This window comes from Ruegeria sp. A5, from assembly GCF_056543005.1.
Window position 1 is genome coordinate 109646 of record NZ_JBQGAV010000003.1, and the last position, 22204, is coordinate 131849.

General features: G+C 55.0%; 17 protein-coding genes. 7 read left to right on the top strand and 10 right to left on the bottom strand.

Going from position 1 to position 22204, the window contains the following annotated elements; genetic code table 11:
- Positions 1–112 precede the first annotated feature (112 nt).
- From ACR0AY_RS08890 to ACR0AY_RS08900, 3 genes are all read right to left on the bottom strand, one after another.
- Positions 113–1789 carry a glycosyltransferase family protein gene (locus ACR0AY_RS08890; RefSeq protein ID WP_170511768.1) on the bottom strand — a complete coding sequence of 559 codons (1677 nt, stop codon included), beginning with the start codon at positions 1787–1789 and terminating at the stop codon, positions 113–115.
- Entirely contained in the window at positions 1782–2777 is a 996-nt protein-coding gene (locus tag ACR0AY_RS08895; RefSeq protein WP_480454034.1) for a glycosyltransferase family 2 protein, read from the bottom strand. Before ACR0AY_RS08895 ends, ACR0AY_RS08890 begins: the two co-directional genes overlap by 8 nt.
- A gap of 272 nt (positions 2778–3049) precedes the next feature.
- Complete coding sequence (locus ACR0AY_RS08900; RefSeq protein ID WP_170511772.1) at positions 3050–4012, bottom strand: LysR family transcriptional regulator; 963 nt, start codon at positions 4010–4012, stop codon at positions 3050–3052.
- Positions 4013–4139: 127 nt separating this feature from the next.
- Here ACR0AY_RS08900 and ACR0AY_RS08905 point away from each other — a divergent pair, with 127 nt between their 5' ends.
- The 7 genes from ACR0AY_RS08905 (at position 4140) to ACR0AY_RS08935 (ending at position 11781) form a co-directional block, all read left to right on the top strand.
- Positions 4140–5147: a TAXI family TRAP transporter solute-binding subunit gene (locus ACR0AY_RS08905; protein ID WP_170394045.1), complete on the top strand. Its 1008-nt coding sequence runs from the start codon at positions 4140–4142 to the stop codon at positions 5145–5147.
- 80 nt (positions 5148–5227) lie between these two features.
- Positions 5228–7441, top strand: coding sequence for a TRAP transporter fused permease subunit (locus tag ACR0AY_RS08910; protein ID WP_170511774.1), 2214 nt, complete (start codon positions 5228–5230; stop codon positions 7439–7441).
- Between the two features lie 4 nt (positions 7442–7445).
- Positions 7446–8684 carry an FAD-dependent oxidoreductase gene (locus ACR0AY_RS08915; protein ID WP_170511776.1) on the top strand — a complete coding sequence of 413 codons (1239 nt, stop codon included), beginning with the start codon at positions 7446–7448 and terminating at the stop codon, positions 8682–8684.
- Between the two features lie 30 nt (positions 8685–8714).
- Entirely contained in the window at positions 8715–9458 is a 744-nt protein-coding gene (locus ACR0AY_RS08920; protein ID WP_170395044.1) for an aspartate/glutamate racemase family protein, read from the top strand.
- A gap of 76 nt (positions 9459–9534) precedes the next feature.
- Entirely contained in the window at positions 9535–10287 is a 753-nt protein-coding gene (locus ACR0AY_RS08925; RefSeq protein WP_170596468.1) for a TSUP family transporter, read from the top strand.
- Between the two features lie 16 nt (positions 10288–10303).
- Entirely contained in the window at positions 10304–11320 is a 1017-nt protein-coding gene (locus ACR0AY_RS08930; protein ID WP_170509155.1) for a D-cysteine desulfhydrase family protein, read from the top strand.
- A gap of 116 nt (positions 11321–11436) precedes the next feature.
- Positions 11437–11781: a RidA family protein gene (locus tag ACR0AY_RS08935; RefSeq protein WP_170394035.1), complete on the top strand. Its 345-nt coding sequence runs from the start codon at positions 11437–11439 to the stop codon at positions 11779–11781.
- A gap of 444 nt (positions 11782–12225) precedes the next feature.
- Here the strand turns inward: ACR0AY_RS08935 and ACR0AY_RS08940 are convergent, their stop codons facing one another.
- From ACR0AY_RS08940 to ACR0AY_RS08970, 7 genes are all read right to left on the bottom strand, one after another.
- On the bottom strand, positions 12226–13314 hold the full coding sequence (locus ACR0AY_RS08940) for a ferritin-like domain-containing protein (RefSeq protein ID WP_170511780.1): 1089 nt from the start codon (positions 13312–13314) through the stop codon (positions 12226–12228).
- Positions 13311–15215, bottom strand: a complete 1905-nt coding sequence (locus ACR0AY_RS08945; RefSeq protein WP_170511782.1) for a GMC family oxidoreductase — start codon at positions 15213–15215, stop codon at positions 13311–13313. The genes ACR0AY_RS08940 and ACR0AY_RS08945 overlap by 4 nt, the downstream gene beginning before the upstream one ends.
- Positions 15212–15688: a hypothetical protein gene (locus ACR0AY_RS08950; RefSeq protein ID WP_170511783.1), complete on the bottom strand. Its 477-nt coding sequence runs from the start codon at positions 15686–15688 to the stop codon at positions 15212–15214. The genes ACR0AY_RS08945 and ACR0AY_RS08950 overlap by 4 nt, the downstream gene beginning before the upstream one ends.
- On the bottom strand, positions 15675–16616 hold the full coding sequence (locus ACR0AY_RS08955) for a hypothetical protein (protein WP_170511785.1): 942 nt from the start codon (positions 16614–16616) through the stop codon (positions 15675–15677). The genes ACR0AY_RS08950 and ACR0AY_RS08955 overlap by 14 nt, the downstream gene beginning before the upstream one ends.
- A gap of 43 nt (positions 16617–16659) precedes the next feature.
- Positions 16660–20019 (bottom strand): adenylate/guanylate cyclase domain-containing protein, encoded by a 3360-nt coding sequence (locus tag ACR0AY_RS08960; RefSeq protein ID WP_170511787.1) that lies wholly within the window; start codon positions 20017–20019, stop codon positions 16660–16662.
- A 208-nt stretch (positions 20020–20227) separates the two neighbouring features.
- Positions 20228–20596: an antibiotic biosynthesis monooxygenase gene (locus ACR0AY_RS08965; protein WP_170407142.1), complete on the bottom strand. Its 369-nt coding sequence runs from the start codon at positions 20594–20596 to the stop codon at positions 20228–20230.
- 331 nt (positions 20597–20927) lie between these two features.
- Positions 20928–22160: a Tm-1-like ATP-binding domain-containing protein gene (locus ACR0AY_RS08970; protein ID WP_170511789.1), complete on the bottom strand. Its 1233-nt coding sequence runs from the start codon at positions 22158–22160 to the stop codon at positions 20928–20930.
- Positions 22161–22204: the final 44 nt, after the last annotated feature.

Sequence of the window (22204 nt, forward strand, 5' to 3'; positions counted from 1 at the left end):
GTACGCGGTTTGCTGAGATCATATGTTCCCCAAAAAATCACCCGCTTGTTGCCGGGCTCAGATGGTATCGGAGTGGTGCTGACCACCGGAGGGGAAAGAGGCATATCGGCATTCATGGCGAAAGCATCCGGAAGCCGGTATAAACCTCTCGATCCAAGCTTTCTGGCGCAACCGGAGCCACACCAGTATCCCAGATCAGCCTGACAGCAACACGTTTCGGTCCGTTGATTGTTACTGCCTCGGCCCCAATGCTGAGAATGTCTCCAGATGCGACGGCACTTGTATCAATCTGTACTGGCTGGCTGGTTTCGACCCGATACCGCCCGGGGAACGGAAGTGCCAATTCAACCGGTTCGCCGGTCAGCGTCACTGATCCTCCGGCAAGCCAGATCGATCCCGAATAGTGCACATATGACTCGCGTAATATCTTGTGGTCCTCAGGCAGCAGCACAGGCTCGGCTCCATTGGCCGAACTTGGGTCCATCGTCAGCGTCAGAGCAGTTTTGTTGGCGATAAGTAGAGGTGGCTGCTGTTCTGCGATGATTCTGGCATATACGGGCTGGCCCGCCGCCTGATAGCGTGCAACGCCCCAGCCTGACATGAAGAAACCAGGATTCGGGAAACTTGCGATCATGTGGCTGTCATCAATATAGGCGACCTGATCTGGGAACAGGCGATGAATTTCCGCAATAGTGGCGCGTTGGTTTCCTGCACGATCTTGCAGTGCTAGGGCTGCCTGGACAAAAAGCCCCGCAAGCATCACTATCACCAGTTGTGCCGAGCGTCGTGATGATCCAAGCAGCTGTGCTCCGATCGCGACGGCTACCATCAGGAGTGGGGTAGCGAAGGGGTAAAAATAGACAAAGGCATTGCGATAGATCACCACCGAGAGGAGCGGTGCAGCAAAGAGCGCAATCAACATAACCCGCCGAGCATTCCGACCGGCACACAGTCCGATCCCCACAAGAATGATCTGTGGGAGACTGAGCATAGCCCAACTCATGAATTCAGTTGATCGTGGGAATATGCCGCTTTTCAACAGCGTCGTATTCAGCGCGTCCTTTGCATTGTTTGCCGTCTGGTTGCCTTCGGCGACGCGGAGGCCAGACGCATGCCAGAGGTAGAATGACACGCAAATGCCAGCCGCCAATATACCCGTGATAATGATTCGCCGTACCGCTATTCGATCTTCGATCCTCCATATCAGCACGGCCAGAAATGCGGGCAGATAGAGTGCCGATTTGATCGTAACCAGTACGGCTAGAGCGCTCAGAAGCGCTGCCGCCAGTGTTTGCCAGACAGACAGGCGCGTGGTCAGCAAGATTGCAATCGAAGAAGTCAGTAATGCCGCAGCAATGGGATCGGCACGGAAACTGGCGCCATAGGCCAAAACGTAGCCCGAAGTCAGGAAACCCAGAGCAGCGATATCGGCAAATCGCTGTTCGGTAAAATACAGGGCGATACGGTGCACAGAAATTGTGGTCAGCCCGACGCATGCAACCATCACAAGCCGGGCTGCAAATATCTGTTCCATCTCATGACCCGGCAGCGCATCGAGCCATGTGAAACCATGCACGAAGAAGGTCTGCATTGGACGGTCCAATCGACCGTCGAGGAAGGCATGGACATGTGACAGGAAATAGAATTCGTCCCAATTCACATTGTGAGTATACGCCAGCACCAGCATAAACACGAAGACAACGACAATGCTCGCTCGTACCACTCGATCAAGAGTGATAGCCCCTACCAATCCGGCGTTTCGCTGATCGCCTAGCGCCGGATTATCCATTCTCTACCGCCCTGACCTGGTCGAGGGTAATTACTTCAGTAGGTCTAATCGGCGCGCGCAGTAACTCTCGGGCCCGGATGTCTTCCAGCAGATTACGGTTGGTGGCGATAAGATCGGCGAGGATACCAACGGCGAACAGTATCGTGGCCATTGCCAGCAGCACACCGGACAGAACCAGAGACTGAACATGCCCGGCCCCCCCGTCTGTCGCGTAATAATAGAGAAATCGCCCAACCCCGATTAAGCCAGGCAAGGCGAATACTGCCGAAAGCGTCAGGAAGAACTTCAATGGTGCGTAGATCACAAAAACGCGCAGAATAGTTCTTGCTGAGCGGGTGACATACTCTCCGATACCTCTGAACAGACGAGACGGGCGTGTTACCTTGTTGACCCGAACAGGCACCGAGGTCATCGGGATATGTTTGCGTCCGGCCTGAATGATGGTTTCCAGAGTGTAGGTATAAGTGTTGACAACACAGAGGCGGGCAGCGGCATCTCGGGAATAGGCGCGAAATCCGCTGGGCGCATCAGGGATTTCTGACTTGCTAGCCAGTCGCACGACCCAACTGCCCAGCCGTTGAAGGGTTTTCTTCAACGGCGAGAAGCCCTCGATCTCTCTGATCGGGCGAGCGCCGACCACGATTTGTGCCTTACGCTTCAGTATCGGATCAATCAGGGCCGGAATGTCGTCAGCGCAATACTGATTGTCTGCATCGGTGTTGACGATCACATCCGCGCCCAATGAAAGTGCATACTCGATGCCGGCACTGAACGCACGGGCGAGGCCGACATGGCTGCTCATTTCCAGAACGTGATCAGCTTTGGCGTTCCAGGCGACTTCAACGGTCCGATCGGTGGAGCCGTCGTCGATGACCAGTACTTCAACTTTGCTGACGCCAGGAATCGATCGGGGAATTGCCGCGATCGCTTCGGCAAGGGTTTCCTCCTCGTTAAGCGCCGGTATTTGGACGACAAGCATCATGATCATGCCACATTGATAACTATTGAGTGCAATTACATTTTATTTTGGGACAAAATTGTGTCCAAAAGGGGTAATTGTTGAGCCATCTGAAACGGTTGAAACGCTCCTTTGAAACAATTCGTATGAATACTCGATGGTTGGTGCGTCATCGGTGTCGACCGAAAACTGCGTTACTCTAAATCCGTGAATTGCGACCAGCCGTCTTTCTTCTCAAATCAACTTGACGCTGTAAATCGCTTCGAGCGATCAAGAGATCAACTCATTGGGGCCGATCAGTTTTACTCACGCCCGGCCTGGAAGATCCATTCTGTGTGAGGATTCGCCTTCACGTCTTCCAACATTTTTAAGACCTCGGCTTTCCATCCAGCTTTGATCTTTAAAGCCAGTTGAGACGGCGGCCGGTGGTTGGGTTCAAGGATCGCGTATTCATATCTGAGCGGTTTCTTGAATGGCAAAAAAGCGACCTTTCCGTCGGACAGGTTCAATTCTTGCTCGGTCACGACGGTCAGCGGATCAACGATGCTGCAACATTGCCCGGAGCTGACGAAGGGGATGAGCGGCTGAAAATACTGGCAGGTCACTGTCGGATTGTACTCAGCACCGACCTCCTCGAATTCCTGCCGGATTTTGCGCTGGAATGGGTGTGACGCATGCAAGCCGCCCATGGGCGTATCGTTCAGATCAGACAGTGTCAGGCTCTTACGCGAAGCAAGTGGGTGGGTGCGGTCAATGGCACAGAAGCAATCTGCTTTGATTAGTTCGGCAGAGTACTGCGGTTCTTTGCCCGCTGAATGTTCGAAATCAGCAAATCCGAAGTCGATGTTCTGGGTCCCTGCAAGCTCCATAATCTGAGGTGAACTGCGGGTGGAAAGAGTGATGCGAATATCGGGGTTTTCTCCGACCGACTGGCTGATGAAACGCGGGAACAAAAAGGCGGACGGGCCAGGCATCGTTGCGATGTTCAGGCTGCCTGCATGCCCTTTGATCAACCCCTCCATTGTGCTGGAGATGGTGGCGAGACGGTCCAGAATGCCTGTGGTTTCGGCCAGAAGGTAGTGCGCTTCAGGAACCGGAACCAGGCGTCTTCCCTTGCGTTCAAACAGGGTCAGTCCCAGCGTTTTTTCCAAGTTTTTCAACGCAAGGCTAATCGCCGGCTGAGTGCGATTCAGTTTCTTGGCAGTTTGCGAGATAGAGCCGGTCTCCATCACTTCGCGAAACACTGTGAGCTGCATAAGGTTCATGGTTAATGTATAAATAAAACCTTAGTTTTGTGAAGTATAAAAAATTTGCATTTATGCGAATCGTCTCTACGCTGAGGAGATCGAATTCGGGAAAACCGAATCCAGCGATCCAACAACGGAGATGACTATGAAATTCGTGAAATGTTTGACTGGACTGGCCTTGGCAGGCGCGCTTGCCGCCCCTGCGCTGGCGCAGGATCCAACATTCTTCCGCATCGGGACCGGTGGCGCAGGCGGAACCTACTTCCCCATCGGCGGCACCATCGCCAACGGAATTTCCGCCCCTCCGGGATCGCGTCCATGTGAAGAAGGCGGCCAATGTGGCGTTCCGGGGCTGATCGCGATTGCGCAATCCACAACAGCGTCTGTATTCAACAACGCCGCCGTGCAGAATGGTGAGCTTGAGGCCGGTCTGGCCGCGGCTGATGTGACCCGATCGATGTATCTGGGTGAAGGCAAGTTCGAGGGTAAACCTCATCCCAACCTCCGCATCGTTGCAAATCTGTTCCCCGAGGATCTGCATCTCGTACTGCCCGCTGGTCAGACGATCAACGACCTGGGCGATCTGGAAGGCAAACGCGTCGGTATCGCACAGGCCGGATCGGGTACGCAGGTTGCAGTTTTGCAGATGCTCGACGCCTGGGGCGTGAATCGCGACAATATGGATGAAGCCGAACTGAACAACAGTCAAAGCGCCGAGCGTTTGGCTGACGGTCAGTTAGACGCCTATTTCTACGCTGCGGGCTGGCCAGTTGCCGCGATGGTACAACTGTCGTCGACCAAAGGCATGAACCTGCATTCGTTCAGCGATGAAGATCTGGCCAAGATCAACGAGATCATTCCGGCCTATATCCCTTCGGCTATTCCGGGTGGTGTCTATGAAGGCATAGATGCGGAAACCAAGACCCCTGCGGTCAGTGCTATGCTGGTTGTGTCCTCGGATCTGTCGGAAGATCTGGTCTATCAGCTGACCAAAGCCCTGTGGAACGACAACACCCGCAAGCTACTGGACAACGGCCATGCCAAGGGTAAGCAGATCACGCCTGATACCGCGCTGGACGGTGTAGAGGCACTGGGTGTTCCACTGCATCCGGGTGCCGAGAAGTTCTACAAAGAAGCCGGACTTCTTCAGTAAACGTAACAGACTGAACTGTATCGTCGGTGCCCCTATGTGGGGCACCGCACACTGGAACTATGCGAAATCGGGAGGCCATCATGTCCGAGACCCAGAAACTTGATGACCACGAATTGACAGCCGAGGAACTAGCGGCCATCGAGGAACAGTTCGATGAAGGTGCCGCCGTCCGGCAGGTGACGCCCACCGCTGGAAAAGTTCTCCGTGTTGTGGCCCTGATTTTAGCGTTCTACGAATTCTTCACGGCCGGATTCGGCCTGCCCGCAGACCACTGGCACATGGGCATCTACCTCGCCCTGCTGTTCATTCTGGTCTACGCCACAATCCCGATTGTCGGGGCCAAAAGCCTTTATGCCCTTAAGGTCAGCCGGTTCCGCATCGGTAACATCCCGCTCTATGATCTGGTTTTCATGGCGCTTGGCATCATTGCCGCGCTTTACGTCGGCGTTGCCTGGCGCGGCATTCCGTTCCTTGGGATTGAGGAACAAACGTTCCGGATGGGCAACCCCAACAACTATGATGTATTTCTGGGCGTCGTCATCATCCTTTTGGTGCTGGACATTGCGCGGCGCACGCTGGGCTGGGTGCTGCCCCTTATCATCTGTGTTTTCATCTCATACGCCCTGCTGGGGCCGTACTTCCCCGGACTGCTGCAGCATCCTGGCGTGAATTTCAAAACCTTCGTATCGTCGATGTATTTTCCGCAGGAAGGTATCTACGGCGTCACGCTCTGGGTGGTATCGACTATCGTCTTTCACTTTGTTTTGTTCGGCGTCATCGCGCAACGCACCGGTCTGGGGCAGCTGTTCATCGACAACGCGACTATACTTGCGGGCCGTTATACTGGCGGTCCGGCAAAGGTATCAGTGGTGTCCTCGGCTTTCTTTGGCACGATCTCGGGCTCATCGGTGGCCAACACCGTATCGACTGGAGCATTGACTATCCCCAATATGAAGCGCCTCGGATACCCGGGCCATTTTGCGGGCGGGGTTGAAGCAGCGTCTTCTGCTGGTGGCCAAATCACTCCGCCGATCATGGGCGCTGCGGCCTTCATCATGGCCGAGTTCCTTGAGGTTCCATACACCACCATTGTGATCGCGGCGATCTTCCCAGCAATACTGCACTATGTCGGCGTCTTCGCTGTGGTGCACCTGATGGCACGCAAGCTGAACCTGAAAGGTCTGGCGAAAGAGCAGCTGCCGCAACTCAAAGCCGTTTGGGCGGAAGGCTGGGCCAATATCGTGCCGCTAATCGGTCTGCTGGTGGTGCTGTTTACGGGCTACACGCCGTTCATGTCCGCTTTCTGCGGTATTTCGCTGGCGGTCATCGCGGGCATGTCGCGGATCAAACAGCCACCAACGCTGATCTATGCCGCGGCTTTCCTGGCTTTTGTGCTTTGGAAATTCTCAGATGGCGGGTTCGACCTGACGATGACCGCAATCCTCTGTGGCCTGTCGGTTATCGCCACGCTTAATCCACAGAAACGGATTGAAGTGCCCGAGATGCTGCAGGCGGTCGAGCTGGGCGTGAAATACTCGCTGGCCGTTGGTGCGGCAGCGGCAGCGGTCGGCATCGTGGTCGGTGTGATCAACACAACTGGCATCGGCTTTCGCATCGGCTTCATGGTGACACAGGGCGCAGGCAATCTGGCGTCTGACCTCTACAACATGATCTCGTTTGGCAGCTTCCAGCTGTTTGCCATGGAAGACCTGCAGCTATTCATCTCACTGGTCTTCATCGCCATCGTCTGTATCCTGATGGGCGCGGGTATCCCGACCACAGCGCTGTACATCATGCTGGTATCGGTCGCACAGCCTGCTTTGGCGCAGCTCGGCGTTCCTCCCATCGCCAGCCACCTGTTCGTGCTCTATTACGGCGTGGTGTCAGAAATCACACCCCCGGTCTGTACGTCGGCCTACGCGGCTGCTGCAATTGCCAACTCGAATCCGTTCCGCACTGGCCTGTCGGCATTCACTCTTGGATTGGGCAAGGTGATTGCGCCGATGGCTTTCGTATATGCGCCAGTTCTGCTGTTCGTATCCTCAACCGGCTTCAATTTCTGGGAGTTCACTTACACCGCCGCCAGCTGTATCGCCGGGGTCATCGCCCTGTCGGCTGCGGTTGTGGGCTACTGGCTGAAACCGATGAATGTTGCGGCGCGGATTCTGATGGCCCTTGCGGGGATTATCTTTGTCGCGCCCAGCCTGACGGCAGACCTGATCGCGCTGGCCGTTGCCTCGCCTGTCATCGTCACCCAATTGATCGCGCGCAACCGCAGTCAATCTCCGGCCTGAACTGATGACAGAACAAGTGACCATCATCGGCGCAGGAATCGTCGGCATCTGTTGCGCTTTGTCGCTGCAGGAACGGGGCATTCAGGTTCGGCTGATCGATCGAGGTGAGCCGGGTCAGGAAACCTCGTTCGGGAATGCTGGTGTGGTTTCGCCTTGGTCGATCATTCCGCAAGCAATGCCCGGTATCTGGAAAATGCTGCCCAAAATGCTGCTTGACCCAAAGAGCGCGCTGTCAGTCAGGCCCAGCTTCTGGCCCAAAATGATTCCTTGGGGGTTGCGATTTCTCGGAAACTCAGGAGAAAAAACTGTTCGCGAAGTCTCGGACGCGATGGAGGTTCTTTGTCGCCCCTCCGTCGATCTGTACCGGCGTCATTTACATGGTACTGGGCACGAGAACCTGATCACCGATAGCTATTACATCCACGCCTTTCGCCGACCAGAACAGGCTGATCTGGACGGGCTTGGATATCTTATCCGCCGAGAAAAAGGCGGCGATCTGGAACGCGTCGACGGAGACGAACTGCGCCGATTGGAGCCCGCTATGTCCGAAGCGTTCAAAGGTGCGATCGTGATCAAAGGGCAAGCGCGTGTAACCGCTCCGGGACGTGTGGGAGCGGTTTTGGCCGAAAAGGCGCAAGTGCAAGGTGCTGAAATTGTGCAAACCGAAGTCACCAAGCTTACCCCCGCAGAAGAGGGTGGTTGGCAGATTGCAACTGCGCAGGATACGCTAACCGCCAGCCATGTTGTTCTTGCGGCAGGCGTATGGTCTGCCGACCTGTTGAAACCATTGGGATTGCCTATGCCTCTCGTGGCCGAAAGGGGCTATCATGTCGAATTCCCAACCCCTGCGGTCGAACTGAACAACTCGGTCATGGATGTGGATGCAAAGGTGGTCGCAAGTTCGATGCTTGGGGGGCTTAGGGTCGCCGGTACGGCTGAATTCGGCAGCGCCGATGCACCCGCTGACCCACGGAAGAAGCAAATCCTGTCTCAACAGGCCAAGGCCATGATGCCCGAGCTTGATACAGGTGAGGCGCGGTTTTGGATGGGTCGGCGCCCGTCATTCCCGGACAGCTTGCCCGCAATCGGGCAAGTAAAAGACCAAGAGGGACTCTGTGCAGCGTTCGGGCATTCTCATTACGGGCTGATGATGGCCCCGAAAACCGGCGAGCTAGTGGCGGATATCGTCTCGGATCGCATCCCGAATATCGATCTAGCACCGTATACACCAACCCGGTTTTGAACTTTCAAATCAAAAAAGGACCTGATGACAATGCCAATTTATCAAGGCGGCCAGAATATCTGCGGGGCCTCAATCGGTGTGCTTTGCCTTGAAAGCTATTTCCCAAAGCCACCGGGCCATATCAAGAACCCGTCCAGCCTGCCATTTCCGGTTCTGTATGAAATGATCGACGGGGTGACTGTCCCGACACTTCTGAACAACCCTACGCCGGAATTGCTTGAACCCTTCATCGAAGGTGCCAAACGGCTTGAGGCCGAAGGCGTGCGCGCCATTACCGGCAGCTGTGGCTTTCTTGCGCTGTTTCAAAAAGAACTGGCTGCAGCGGTTTCAGTTCCGGTGTTTGCTTCTAGCCTGATCCAGGTGCCGCTGGCTTATCATATGACCGGCGCGAACGCTCCGGTGGGTGTTTTGACTGCAGACGCGTCTGCTTTGACCGCCCGGCATTTTGAAGGCGTCGGTGCCGCCGGTGTACCGGTGGCGGTGAAGGGACTGGAGGACACTAGTGAATTTGCAGAAGTGATCTTGCGGAATACCCGCACCCGTATGGACACAGACCTGATCGAGGCCGAGGTCCTGAACGCAGCCCGTAGCCTGATGCTTGAGGCCCCTGATATCCGCTCACTGGTTTTGGAGTGTACAGACCTGCCGCCCTACGCATCGCGCCTTCAGGAAGAACTGCGCCTTCCCGTGTATGATCTGACGACACTTGCGCAAATGGCACATTCCGTAGCGGCCCGCGAGCTATACTCTGGATTGATGCCCTGGCAGCGTTAGTGCGTGCCAATCAATTCGAATGAAGGAATGACATGGACCATGGCCGTAACCTCAGGATATCTGAGGTCTTGCAACAATGCCAAAGCTGCAGGAGTGCTATGTGACCATTGATCTGTCCATTTTGATGGCCGCCATTTGCCTCGGGGCAATGCTGCAGGTTGGCGTGGGCATCGGTTTCAGTATCATCGCGGGTCCCCCGATGATGATCCTGCTCGGCACCTCGACGGCAGTTCCCATATTGCTGTTGCTGAATACCCTTGTGTCGGTAGTCGCGACGGACCGTCATGTACTAAAGAACAACAAGCCACTCATTCTTAATGCGATCATCGCATGTTGTGTCGGTGTAGCTGCCGGTCTTACTGTTTATCCGTTGTTGAACGAGGCGTTTGTTCTGGCCTTGACGGCCTGCTTGTTGTTGATCGGTTTAATCACCACCCTGCTTCCCTTGCGCGGCACAATCGGGCGTTTTGGGTTTTCAGCCATTACAGGACTGTCCGGGCTTGCGACCGTCTGGGCAGCAACACCGGGCCCACTTATGGTGTTTGGTTTGATCGCAAAGGGCCGTTCAGCAAAAGAGGTGGCCAAGCTGGTGCAACCCATCGCGCTGGTGGCTTATGGCATTGCATTCCTGTTGCACAGCCTGTCCGAAACGCAGGCCATCACATACGGGCCGCAACTGCTCGGCTTTGTCATAATCACGCTGGTAGGCAGCCTGCTTGGACGGGCAGGGGGCCCTTACTTGCCGCAATCGGTCGTCATAGCCGCGATCCGCGTGGTTTCTTTCATCGCTTGCTGTGTCCTGTTCCAGCGCGCCTATATGATTGCATAATCCCGGGAGGTACACGATGCAACGAAACGACAATCTGGAGAGATTTCCTCGCGCCCGGCTTATGTCGGGCCCGACACCTCTGGAACGTTTGGACAGGTTGTCGGCGGAATTGGGGATCGATCTCTGGCTCAAGCGCGATGATCTGACGGAGCTTGTGTTTGGCGGCAATAAAACACGGCAGCTCGAATTCTACCTCGGCGATGCTCAGCAACAAGGTGCCGATACCATTCTAATCACCGGTGCTGTTCAGTCCAATTTTGTCCGATCTGCAGCTGCGGCGGCCGCTAAGCTGGGGATGCAATCCGTGCTTCAATTAGAAGAGCGTGTCCCAGATATGGACGAAGAGTATTACAGGTCCGGGAACGTATTTTTGGCACAGATTCTGGGTGCCGAGCATATGAGCTATCCCGAGGGCGAAGACGAAGCTGGGGCCGACGCGGCATTGCACGCGCGTGCTGACGAATTGAAGGCCCAAGGCCGCACGCCATACGTCATTCATCTGGGCTTGAATCATCCACCTCTGGGGGCGTTGGGCTATGTCGTTGGCGGACAGGAATTGTGTGCCCAGATGCCCAATTTCGATGCGGTGGTTGTGCCGTCAGGCAGTGGTGCTACGCATGGCGGTTTGCTAACCGGTCTAGCACTGGAAGGCAGCACGGCCCCGGTATTTGGAATATGCGTGCGCAGAGATCGCGAGAAGCAACACGCCCGCATGATGATCGTTCTACAGAAACTTGCAAACTTGCTGGATGTTGATGCCGCTCTATTGCAGGCGCGGATCGATGTCTATGACGATGCATTGCCGCCAGGTTACGGCAAAGTGAACGCAAGAACGCGTGCCGCACTGGAAAAAATGGCACGGACCGAAGGGGTTTTCCTCGACCCGGTTTATTCCGCCAAGACATTCGCCGGTTTGATGCATCTGGTTGAAAGCCAGAAGATTAAACCGGGTCAGAAGGTCATTCTGCTGCACACCGGCGGGCTGCCGGCCCTTTTTGGATATCAAAATGAACTGGCGGACAATCTGACTTGAAGGAAACTCGGCCTCGGAATGCCGGCTTCTGATCTATGGCTCCCATTGGCATTTCAACGCTTGTGCCGTGGGCAGCTCAAATCACTGCTAAATTCAACAATGAGAAAGTACAAGTTATGACAATCACCCGCATCGAAACCGGTCAGCGCATGAGCCGGATCGTCAAACACAACGGCGTTGCCTACCTGTGCGGTCAGACTTCGGACGCGCCGACCGTGGCAGATCAGACGCAGGACATTCTGGCCAAGGTTGAGGATCTTTTGCAAAAGGCGGGCAGCGACAAGACCCGCATCCTAAAATGCGAAATCTGGTTGGCGGATATGGCAGACTTTGCCGAGATGAATGCCGTTTGGGACGCTTGGGTGCCCGAAGGCCACGCGCCCGCCCGCGCCTGCGGAGAATCCAAGCTCGCCCGTGATGTATTGAAGGTCGAAATGATCGTGACGGCAGCTTACGACTGAGCGGCGGCTGATTGCGGTTAATAGGGTAGGTTTTCTGGACCTTTGCAAGTCCAATCCCTCGGAGATTGAGCTATTCACGGTCCAGAAAACACCCTAGGTCTTCGCGTCTGCGTTCGCGTGCCCACATTTGCGTCTCTGAAAGCGATTGCTGACGGGAGATGACGGCGATGCGTTAGTTTCGCAGTTTCACCACCAACTGGCATGTGATGCGCGCCCAGTGGGTTCATATCGATTGACCGAAGTCATCGTCGTGGATTCAAATCCTCACGCATCCTGGGTGAGTCAAGAAACAACGCACGATAAATAGCGCTATTCGAGTGCTATCTCAGAGCATTTTGGCCGATTCAGGACTGCGCTATGCCGCTGCTAATACAGCAAATTATTGCTTTCCGAATTTGACCAAATAGCTGCCGCGTATTAATCGACTTGCAACGAAACGAGCGATCAACTCTTTGTCCTTGCAAGATACGTCCAAGTTGGCCCGGCAGTTTCCCCTGATCCATCCGGCAAAGGAATACGCATCAACTTCTGCGCCAGAGACTTGATGTCATACATTGCTGGGACCAGTGACCTTAGCGCAGTCTTGTCCGTGTTGAACGCAATGTGCAGACCATCAAGCAGGCCGGACCAGGCCGCGTTAAATTCGGCAGATATTTCTTCGATCTCTGGCGCGTTCTTGAAGTCTTTTTCGGACGGATCATCCCGCATCGGGGATACCGCGCTCCAATCGACGATGAGGTCGCCACCGGTGGGCGGGCCGTCTATGCTGTCATCTGGTTTATAATACCGGCTGTGCAGGATTTCGTTGAACTTGAAATAGTGCGCAACATCCTCGCGGTGATCAGGGCCAGGGATGATGTCATTGTCGCCAGCTCTGTGACCAAGGTCTGCGCCTTCCCCTTCATCCATGATTTTCTTTATCGCCTTCAGCGCGGCCTTACGGCGCTGCGACGGCGTACCAATCACCTCGATCACCTCACCTCCAGCTCCGAAATAGTCGGCGTTGGTGATTTGTCGTACCTCATTACCTGTAAATATCGCGGCATCCCCATAAGTATCACACGCTTTGCGCAACCTTTCCCGGATGTAGATGTAAAAACCTCCGATCGTATGATAATCACCGCTTTTCGCAGCTCTTTCATCTTTTGGTGCCGTTTCAACCGCACGAAAGCTCTTTATTTGGTCTGGCGTAAACCTGCGCAGATAAACAGTTGGACCGCGCCCGTTTAGCAATGGCTGGGGGTATTTGGGCAGCAGCTTAGGATTGTTCAGCTCCGGAGTTCCGCCAATCGAATTCATGACATTAGCCGCAAGAACCATGTGGAGCATTTCTTCGACCATAACCTGCCGGATCACTTCGATGGGTTCGGCGTTTACGATTGTTGGCTCAGACCGGTCATACTGGCCTTGTTCGAGGATCGAATAACACGCAGTCGCATAGGGAGGAATGGTAGTGAGTTCAAGAATAAGCGCGTCCTGAAACAGTTTACACAGTGTCGCGCGCTCTTTCTCCAGTTTGTCTGTCGAGGTCATTTTGCACCCCCTTTCCGAACAGCATCCGATATTGCTCTGGAGGCTCGGTAAGCCATTGCCGACATCGTGAGTGTCGGGTTCGATGTTGCGATTGTTGGCATCGATCCGGCGCCTACCATCCACAAATTGTCGTGATCCCAGGTTCGCATTACATCATTAGTCACCGAATTGCGCGGGTGCGTTCCGATCCGATGGGTTCCGACAAGATGACCTGCGCCAAAGAACGTGTATCCCCGGCCGTCATAGGTGAAATATCCGGTGTCAGATGGGTTGTAGGCCGTGTGGTTTCGAATACCCAGGCGCTGAAAAATCTGGGTACAGGTGTCGTACGCCGTCGCCAAACCGGCCCGCGAATAGTCATCCAGATCATAGCTGATCACAGGGCGATATTCACCCATCGGTGTGCGATAGGCAGGATCAATCGTGACTCGGTTGGTCGCACGGGGTAGTTGTTCGACCATCGTACCGATGCGAACCTGTCTTTGAACGTCGTGATATAGTTTGTCACGAAGGGCTTTGCCAAAGAGGTTCTCCTGCTCAACAAAGCGCGCCACATCCGTGTTTGGGGCCCCGGTGGCAAAGTTCCAGCCCCAGTTTCCGATCTCGAGCCTATGTGCGGCAGTTCTGTCACGAAAGGTCCCGTCCCGGAAATTGGCGTAGCTTGACGTCGATCCCGGCCCACGAAACGGACCAACCGGCTCGGGCGCGGAACCCCAAGTCATCATGTAGGGATGATCCATCAGGTTGCGGCCCAATTCGCCGCTGGTCCGACAAATCTCGGAAGCCAGCGCAAGAGTTACGTTTTCCACCGCTCCACCGGCAAGGACGTATTGTTTGCCTTTGGCACGGCGCAGTTCGTATTGCGCGACGCCGGGGAAAGGGTACTTCTTGTAAACGATACCCGAAACCCGACCGCTTTCGGCAAGTTCGACCTTGGACGCCACGGCTTGCGTGATTGTCTTCATGTGATGTTTGCGGAGATGCCTGGCATCATCCAGCGTTTTCATCGCATTGTATTTTGCCTGGATTGGGCAGATCGGGATGCAGCTTGAGTTGCCCTCGCAGCGTTGGCCCATATAAGCAAATGGACCGGTCGATCCTCGCGGGCGAAACTGATGCCGCATCTTGCGGCCCACGGGTATGCCATTGGCATTCTTTGGCTTACGCGGGGTTGAGTTGCGGCCTTGCGGCGTGCGTGAGACTTTCAGTTTGACCGTGTCTTTAGGGTCTTCGCCAATTTCAATGGGCATGCCGTCTGCCCGGGCAAAGAACCCGTCGATATAAGACGAGGGTATCGAGTGCATGGGGAAGTCATATCCTTTGGCAAAGTACCCACGGTTATCATGCTTGCCCGAGGTCTTTATTCCCAGCGCTCTGGGTGTCTGTTCCTCGGCGTCTGCTGAGACGCCGATTTCCCACTCGGCTCTTTCATAGTCGGATCGAATATCCTTGTAGCCAAATGGCCAATCGACCCCCTGGCCGAACCTGCTCTGCATTTCGAAATCTGCGGGCATCATCCGAAGGCTGGTGCCCAGCCAATGCAAGGAGGTTCCGCCATAGGCACGCAGATAGTTGCTGCCGAAGGGCAACGGGCCACGTTGAACAAAGTACCCGTTCGTGTCCGGTTCGGTGCCGCGAACCGCCGTAATGTCCAGCACCGAAGGTGACGGCAAAGTCGGCAGATCCGGATAGGGTGAGTTCGGTGTTTTCGCCAACGAGAGGTAGTACTGATCCAGATAGGATCGGTAGGTCTCCCACGTTTTACCGTGATCTGCACCGGCCTCGAGGATCAGAACTGTATGCCCTGCTGACACAAGCTCTTTCGCCAGAATGGCACCAGAAAATCCGGCCCCGACAATGACCACATCATAGGTTCTGTCGTCGTCTGTAATCGCGTTCATTGGCCCGCCTCCCGTTTCCGAGGAGGTTCAAGCGCCCAAGCACCAAAACCCTGCTGCTTTGCCCCCATGGGATGGGCACCGATGGCGTCCCAGACCAACCCTTCCTTGTACGAGCGTGTCGAGATGATCTTGACCACATCAAAGCGAGAAGCGCCGTAGCTTTCGCGCCATTCTTGCGAAAGCGGGACCCACTGACCCGTGTACCAAAGCTGAATCAGCGAACGTGCAATCGGGCCAAGGCACCTGTCCGACAGGTATGTTTGGCGGATAATCTGATCATCGTCCCCTTGCCCGAGGGATTGAGCGTGAGACAGAAACCGGCTCAAAATCTCTTCTGGTAGAACCTGTCGGAATTGATGCCAGTATTCCCCGGTGCACCCGGTCCCTTGCAACTCGGCACTATTGTAACCCGTCAATGCCGCGCTGACCGTCAGGAAGGCCTGATGGGCGGGACTGTTGTCATGCTGTGACATGGCGGTCTCCATCAATGGCATCCACGTAGAACCCGCGCGGCTCGAAGCAGGCGGGGGGGCTTTCAAAAACCTGTACGGCGACAGGGGTGAAGTCGGTGAACAACCGATGCATGTCCCGTGTCATCGGGAAATCGTTGTTGCCGAGTTTCAGTTTGAATGTCTTGGCGATGCGCTTGCCGTCCTTGTTGTCCAGCATTGCAGTTTCGAAGAGGCCCGAGATTGTCCAGCGGGTCCAAACAGTGCGGCCAAGACCGGTCGCGAATTCTGGGATCGGAGTGCAATTTGTTGTCGTCCACTGATTGCCACTGAGCTTTCCCAAATCGGCGGTCAAATCGTAGACGATGGTTTGCGGGTCGTCGGGGTTGACCAATTGAATCCACCAGGATTTCGGAGAGATTGGCGGATGGCCTTTCATCTTGGCGTTCAGCGACGGCACTTTGTAATTGAACTGCCCCAAAAACTTGGGCTCGCCAAAGGCCTGACGCCCAGCCTTGACAGCAACCGCATTGTCTGCGGCTACGTGTATTCGCAGATGCCCGATGGTCTTGGTCTGATCGCGGCCGTGCAGATACTCGGTCAGGGACATCTTCGGAACGCCGGGCACCCGGTTCGAAGGGTAAGCCAGAAGGTTAAATTCAACCTCGTTCACAAAGCCCAAGGAATTGTCATAGTGGGCGGTGTAGCGTTGAAAATTCAATAGAATGACAGCTTTGTTCTTTCCATTTTCATCGGGGAACTCCGCCACGCACAATCCTGTACCCTTGACGAAGGGTTTGGCGGCTTCGACCGAGGTATACCAATACATCCATTGGCATTGCAGAGAGGCATAATAGAAGGGAAACGTATCAAACTGCTTGGGCAGTTTTGGCATGACACCGGTGACATTCGTCTGATGGCAGCGGTCACCTTTTGATTTCTTCTTAGTCATAATGGCTATGTCCTCCCGACTGGCTTTGACTATCTCGTATGTTTCAAATGTCCTGTGATGAGCTCTCCGTTTTTGCAGTTCCAAGTTTATTCAGAATAGCGCGTGTCTCGGCCAAATCCGGACCATCGAACCCGGCGACTTCTTCAGCCGCATTTTTGATCCGGTTCAGGCAATCTGGTGATGGATCAAGCTTTGCCAGCTCTTTGATCGTACGCAGCAGCGGACCAAAATGCCCGCGGTCCAGCGCCAAAGTGGCAGCCTGCTCGAAATGATCGATACACGCTTCTTCATGGCCTTGGGCAAGCGCCAGACGTCCTCTTAGCCGGGTCAAACCGACAATCCAGAATTGTTCCCCCCCACCCAACGTGATCTGCTCGGCTTCGTCCAAAAGCTCTTCTGCGAGTTCGAGATGTCCGTGCAGGATGGCCGCGTCTGCATAAAGATACAGAAAGAAACTCAACCCCAGCCGGCAGCCGGTATCCCGCCATTCCTGAAGACCAAGTTCGATTTCCTTCAGCGCGCCGTCGCCCAACTCGTTCCGGCGTGCCCATCCGTTCATGATCCGCGCCCATCCACGCCAGAACTGAAACGAGTACTCCTCTGACAGCGCAATCAGATTGGCCGAGCTTTCCAGTACAAGGTCTTCATCACCGCGGAACTGCGAGATCCAACCCAGAAATGCATTTGCAAAGGATTGACTGAAGGGATGCGCTGTTTCTTCCGCGTGAAGCACGGCCTTTTCGATCGCGTCCAAAGCGCTTTTCGTGTCGCCTGACAACCAGCAAGACAGCGCACGATATCCCTGAAGCGCGACGGATAGATCAACGACGTCAAAATCCAGCCCCATGAACCGGTGCTCAAGCGACAGATTGACATCAATCCCTGCCTGCAGATGCGTTAGGGCGTCCTGCGGCTGGCCAAGATATGTCTGCAGCGAGCCAAGTGATCTCTCGGCGGATACAATTGCAAGAGGGCTTTTCAGATCCTGACAAAGCGACACCAGGCGATCCGCATTCTGTTTCGATACAGCATATTCGCCCCCCAGCATTGTCGATCGGAACTGGCCATAGACGACTTTGAACAACCGCTCTGTTTCGCCGTATTCACGACACAAGGTTTGTGCCCGGGCATATGCGGAAAGGACCGAATTGTGTGCGTATCCTCGTACAAACGCCAAAGGAACCGCGATGGTGATTTGCAGATCAATCTCGCGCCGGTCGCGGTCTTGCGACGCAGGCAGTTCCTGCAGACATTCCAGGGCGTGCTGCAGATGGGTGATGGCCTCAACATTTGCAGAATGATCCAATGCCTGGCGCGCGGCCCGCATAAGGTTGAGCTCGGCCGCCAAATAATCTCCGGCCCGCCAATAGTGATGGCCCAGAATCTCTGGCTCGTGTTTAACAATTTCCTTGTAGTTCTCTTCAAGAACCGCCGCGATTTGACCGTGCCATCTGGACGCTGTCGAACGCAGCATGGATTGATACGCCGCATCCTGTACCAAGGCGTGACGGAACCGATATGTGTCTTCCACGCCTCTCAGCCCGGCGGGAACAATCAACTCTGTTTCAAGTAGCTGCTCCAGCGCTCTGGTGATTTCCTGGTCGCTCCATTTCAAAACGTGGCTAAGCAGGTTTCTTTCAAAGTTGCGCCCGATTGCAGCAGCGACCTGCACGATTTCGCGGCTGGCGGATAATCGGTCCAGCCTGGCCATCAAGGAATCCTGCAGAGACTCCGGAATCGCCATGGACAACTCGGCCTTACTTTGCCCCCGGCTTGCCAGCAGACCGGATTCCATTGCCATTTTGGTCAGTTCTTCGACAAACAGCGGCACGCCATCGGTTCGGTCTGCCAACTGGGTCAGAACCTCATCCGAAGGCCGGATCCCCGAAATGCTTTCAACCAGTTTGAAGATATCGCGCCGGACCAGACGGTTCAGCTCCAAGGTGGTAACATGTGACTGGTTTCGCCAGGGTGACTGGAATTCACTGCGGGCGGTCATCAAGACCAGGCAGCGTCTACTTGATAGTTGTTCAACCCATCCGTCGACAAACTCAAGCGTGGAAGCATCGAACCAATGTACGTCGTCCAGCAACAACATCAGCGGTGAAGATTGTTCTAATCCTGCGCAAAGCCGCAGCAACGCTTCGATCAACGCACCCTTTTCCCGTTCAGGCGCCATTGGTTCAGCCGGGATTGAAGTGTCTTCCAGCGCCACTAGGCGCAGAATGGGCATAACACAGTCAGGATCATCGAGACCGAGTTCAGACAAAAACCCGATGATCTTAGCTCGGTTCTGTTCTGGAGTCTCATCAGGTGTCATTCCGGTCAACGCCGTAAGCGCGTTTTTTATCGGGTAAAATGCGCTGCTTTGATGAAGCGGTGAGCCGAACAGAATGAATTGCGACGCATCTTCTTCGGCCAGATCATCGCTCAACCCAAAGGCGATCTTAGATTTTCCGACACCCGCATCGCCGGTCAGCAGCAGCACTTGCCCTTCACCTTCCAGCGCACCCTCCCACCGAGATCGGACCAAGGCAATTTCCGCCGTCCGACCGATGGTTGGTGTTTTGTCGTGTGAAAAGTCTTTGCGCCCCGTTTCGAACCCCAAAACCTTCTGCCGGGCCTCAAACAGCTCTAGCGGAGCGCTAATCCCTGCCAATTTCGGCGCGCCCAAAGACACAAAGTCGAGCCGTTCACCAATCAGGCGTCGTGTTACCTCGGAGATCACGACTTGCCCGACCTCGGCAACGGACTGAATACGGGCCGCCACGTTCGGTGTGTCTCCGAACAGCCACATCTTTTCGTCCAATGACGAGCTGTTGGCGGTGCCAACAACAACGGGTCCGGTATGCATTCCGATGCGAACGTTGGTCGCAACCGGCTGGCTGGAAAATCCAACTTCAATACCCTCTGCCATCTGGGTAATTTCAAGCGCGCACAGCGCGGCCGAATAGTGGCTCGCCTCTTGCGCGACGGGGTAACCAAACACAGCCACAACGCCATCACCTGCATAGTTTGCGATCTCACCGCCAAATTTAGCAACCGTGCTACCGACCAGATCGCGATATTGGGTGATAAGCTCACGATAGTCTTCGGGATCAAATTTTTCGGACAACGCGGTAGAACCAACCAGATCGCAGAACATAACGGTCAGTTGCCGCCGTTCCGCAACATTTTCGGATGCAGGCGTTAGTGGTGCTGAATTGTCTGGCTCTGAGTTTTTGACCGACGCTGATCCGACCAAAGACGCACCGCAGGCCGTGCAGAACTTTGCCTTTTGCAAAGCTGGGGCTCCGCACGCTGTACACGTAAGGGAAAGGGCGTTTCCACAGCTTTGGCAATATTTCGATCCGGCAGGATTGGCCGAACCACAATTTGGGCAATTAACGTCAGGACTTACCAAAATGGTCGCCTTCGTAAGTTTAGATAGATCAGGTCAAAATTAGAAACGATAGAACGAAATCACGGCTTCTTATAACATAATATCAACAATGCGTCGCCCAACAATTCCTGATGGATGAACCAGGCTGCAACTTTACCCGGCGCAAAGCCCCGTGGATCAACAAAATTACAGGGTTTCCTTGGGGCGGCCGGGATCGCCCGACCTACCTTTAGCCGTTGCTCGACCCAGCTTCGGGGCGCACGAATCCCTGAATGCGATCCACGTTCATGACCTGAAAGAATGGGCTCTCGCTCCCTGGGGCCGAAAGAAAAAGGTGACCACTTTTTTTCAGGAACTTCGAAAAATCCGATCCTTTGCTCAGGTGTTTTTTGAATGCCTTTTCGTTTTTGTAGATTTCCACGAACACAATCTTATCGTCATCGCATGGCGGGACCGAGTCCGCGCCACCTGAGTGCACAAGGTAACCCCAGGTATCAGGTTCGTTTTTCTTGACGTCCCTAGCAAGCCGCCGGAGTGCAGCAATACCTTCGGACCGGGTTTCTGGGTTCAGATACCAAATCGCAATCGTGGTTAGCATTTCCTCGCTCCTTTCATGGGTTGGACCGATCGTCTAAATGCGGGTCCAACGGTTTAGTTGCCGCTCAATATTGGCAACGTCACCGGCGGAACGGGTCGCTAATCCTGGGCATTTGTCGAGTTCAATTCTTCACTTACTGCACAGGTCTTTGGCCACCTTGAACCGGTGACACGATTCCGCCGAAAAATAGTCTTTAACAAGTATCCAAGCGGTGATGGCTATGCATCCAGCTGCAAGTCGGCCGCACGTGGAAGAATGCGCCCGAACTCACCGCCACCGAGGCTGTGTTTGACCTGCGTGTATATCATAAAGACGGGCGTAAATCCTGAATTTATGTTGCGACCACGCCTTCTGCGACCCATTCGTCGAACTGGGCCAATACATGATCGCAAAACGCGGCATCGTTGATATGTGCGTCTATTTCGGTCATAGGAACGCGCCCGGGCATGACTTTACGGGCCTCATCCATCATCTCGGCCAGGGCTTCGGGATTATGCGCCTCTTCACCCTCCTTGTCCCAGGCTTCGACCCCGTGAACGGGCAGAAAAAAGTGAACCGGGCCAGTTGAGGCCTCCAATCGGTTGGTAAGCTCCCGCACCCAGGCACGGCGTTCATCGCCATTGAAGACCGAGCTTTTTATCAGGCGATTATGTTCATGGAATGGGCGGTCGGCATACTGGTCAGGGATGTCCTGCCATCCGGCAAAATCCAAAAGATCCAACGCACCCGGTGCGACCAGTTGTGGCGTGCCGACACGCCCGGCATTTGTCACGCGATCCTCACCGCTGGAGACCACGGAACCCGCCATCAGGTTCCCGAATTCCTGCATGCAGAAGTCCATGACGCAGGCAAACGCCCCTTCACCCGCCAGTTTTTCGAATGCCATGCCGCCCATTCCGGTGGAATGAAAAACGGCAACCTCGAACCCGCGCTCTTCCAGCGCTGGTTTGAGCGTTTTCATATAGCGCAGACACGAGGACCCAAGGCTGGTCATCCCGATCAGCGGTTTGCTGCGATCCGGTATTGTGGCAGCTTTTGTGGCACCAACAACAGCGCCGGCCGCTTGCGCAAGCGAGGATTGGCAGATCGAATTCATACCGTAGAGCCCCCCGGCCCACAGGATCATCTGAATGTCCGGAGCCAGTCGGTGCGGCGGGATCAGCGGAGAAAAACTGACGGTCGACACGATGTATTTAGGCACCCCCATGGGCAAGGCCTGTGCACAGTCCAGGGCCAGATCGGTGCCCATAGTGCCCCCGGTCGCCAGCATCCCATCAAATCGGCCATCCGCATAGGCTTGGGCCACGGTCTTTGAGGCACCATCTGACATCACGCGAAAGGCCCTGTTCTCATCCCCTTGCGCGATGACATCTTCGATAGTCATTCCGGCCGCTTGGGCGATGTCGTGCTTGGAGATGTCGGTTGGCTCCAAAGGGTCGCCCAATACCGAGACATCCATCGTCAACACATCCGCGCCCTGCGCCTTGATCGCCTGTTCGATGAACCGCATCTCGGGTTCTTTCGTGTCGTAGGTCCCAATCAGCAGGATTGTCTTTGTGGTCATTGGTTCCTCCTATTCATGCGACCTATGGGCCCCAGACAAAGCGG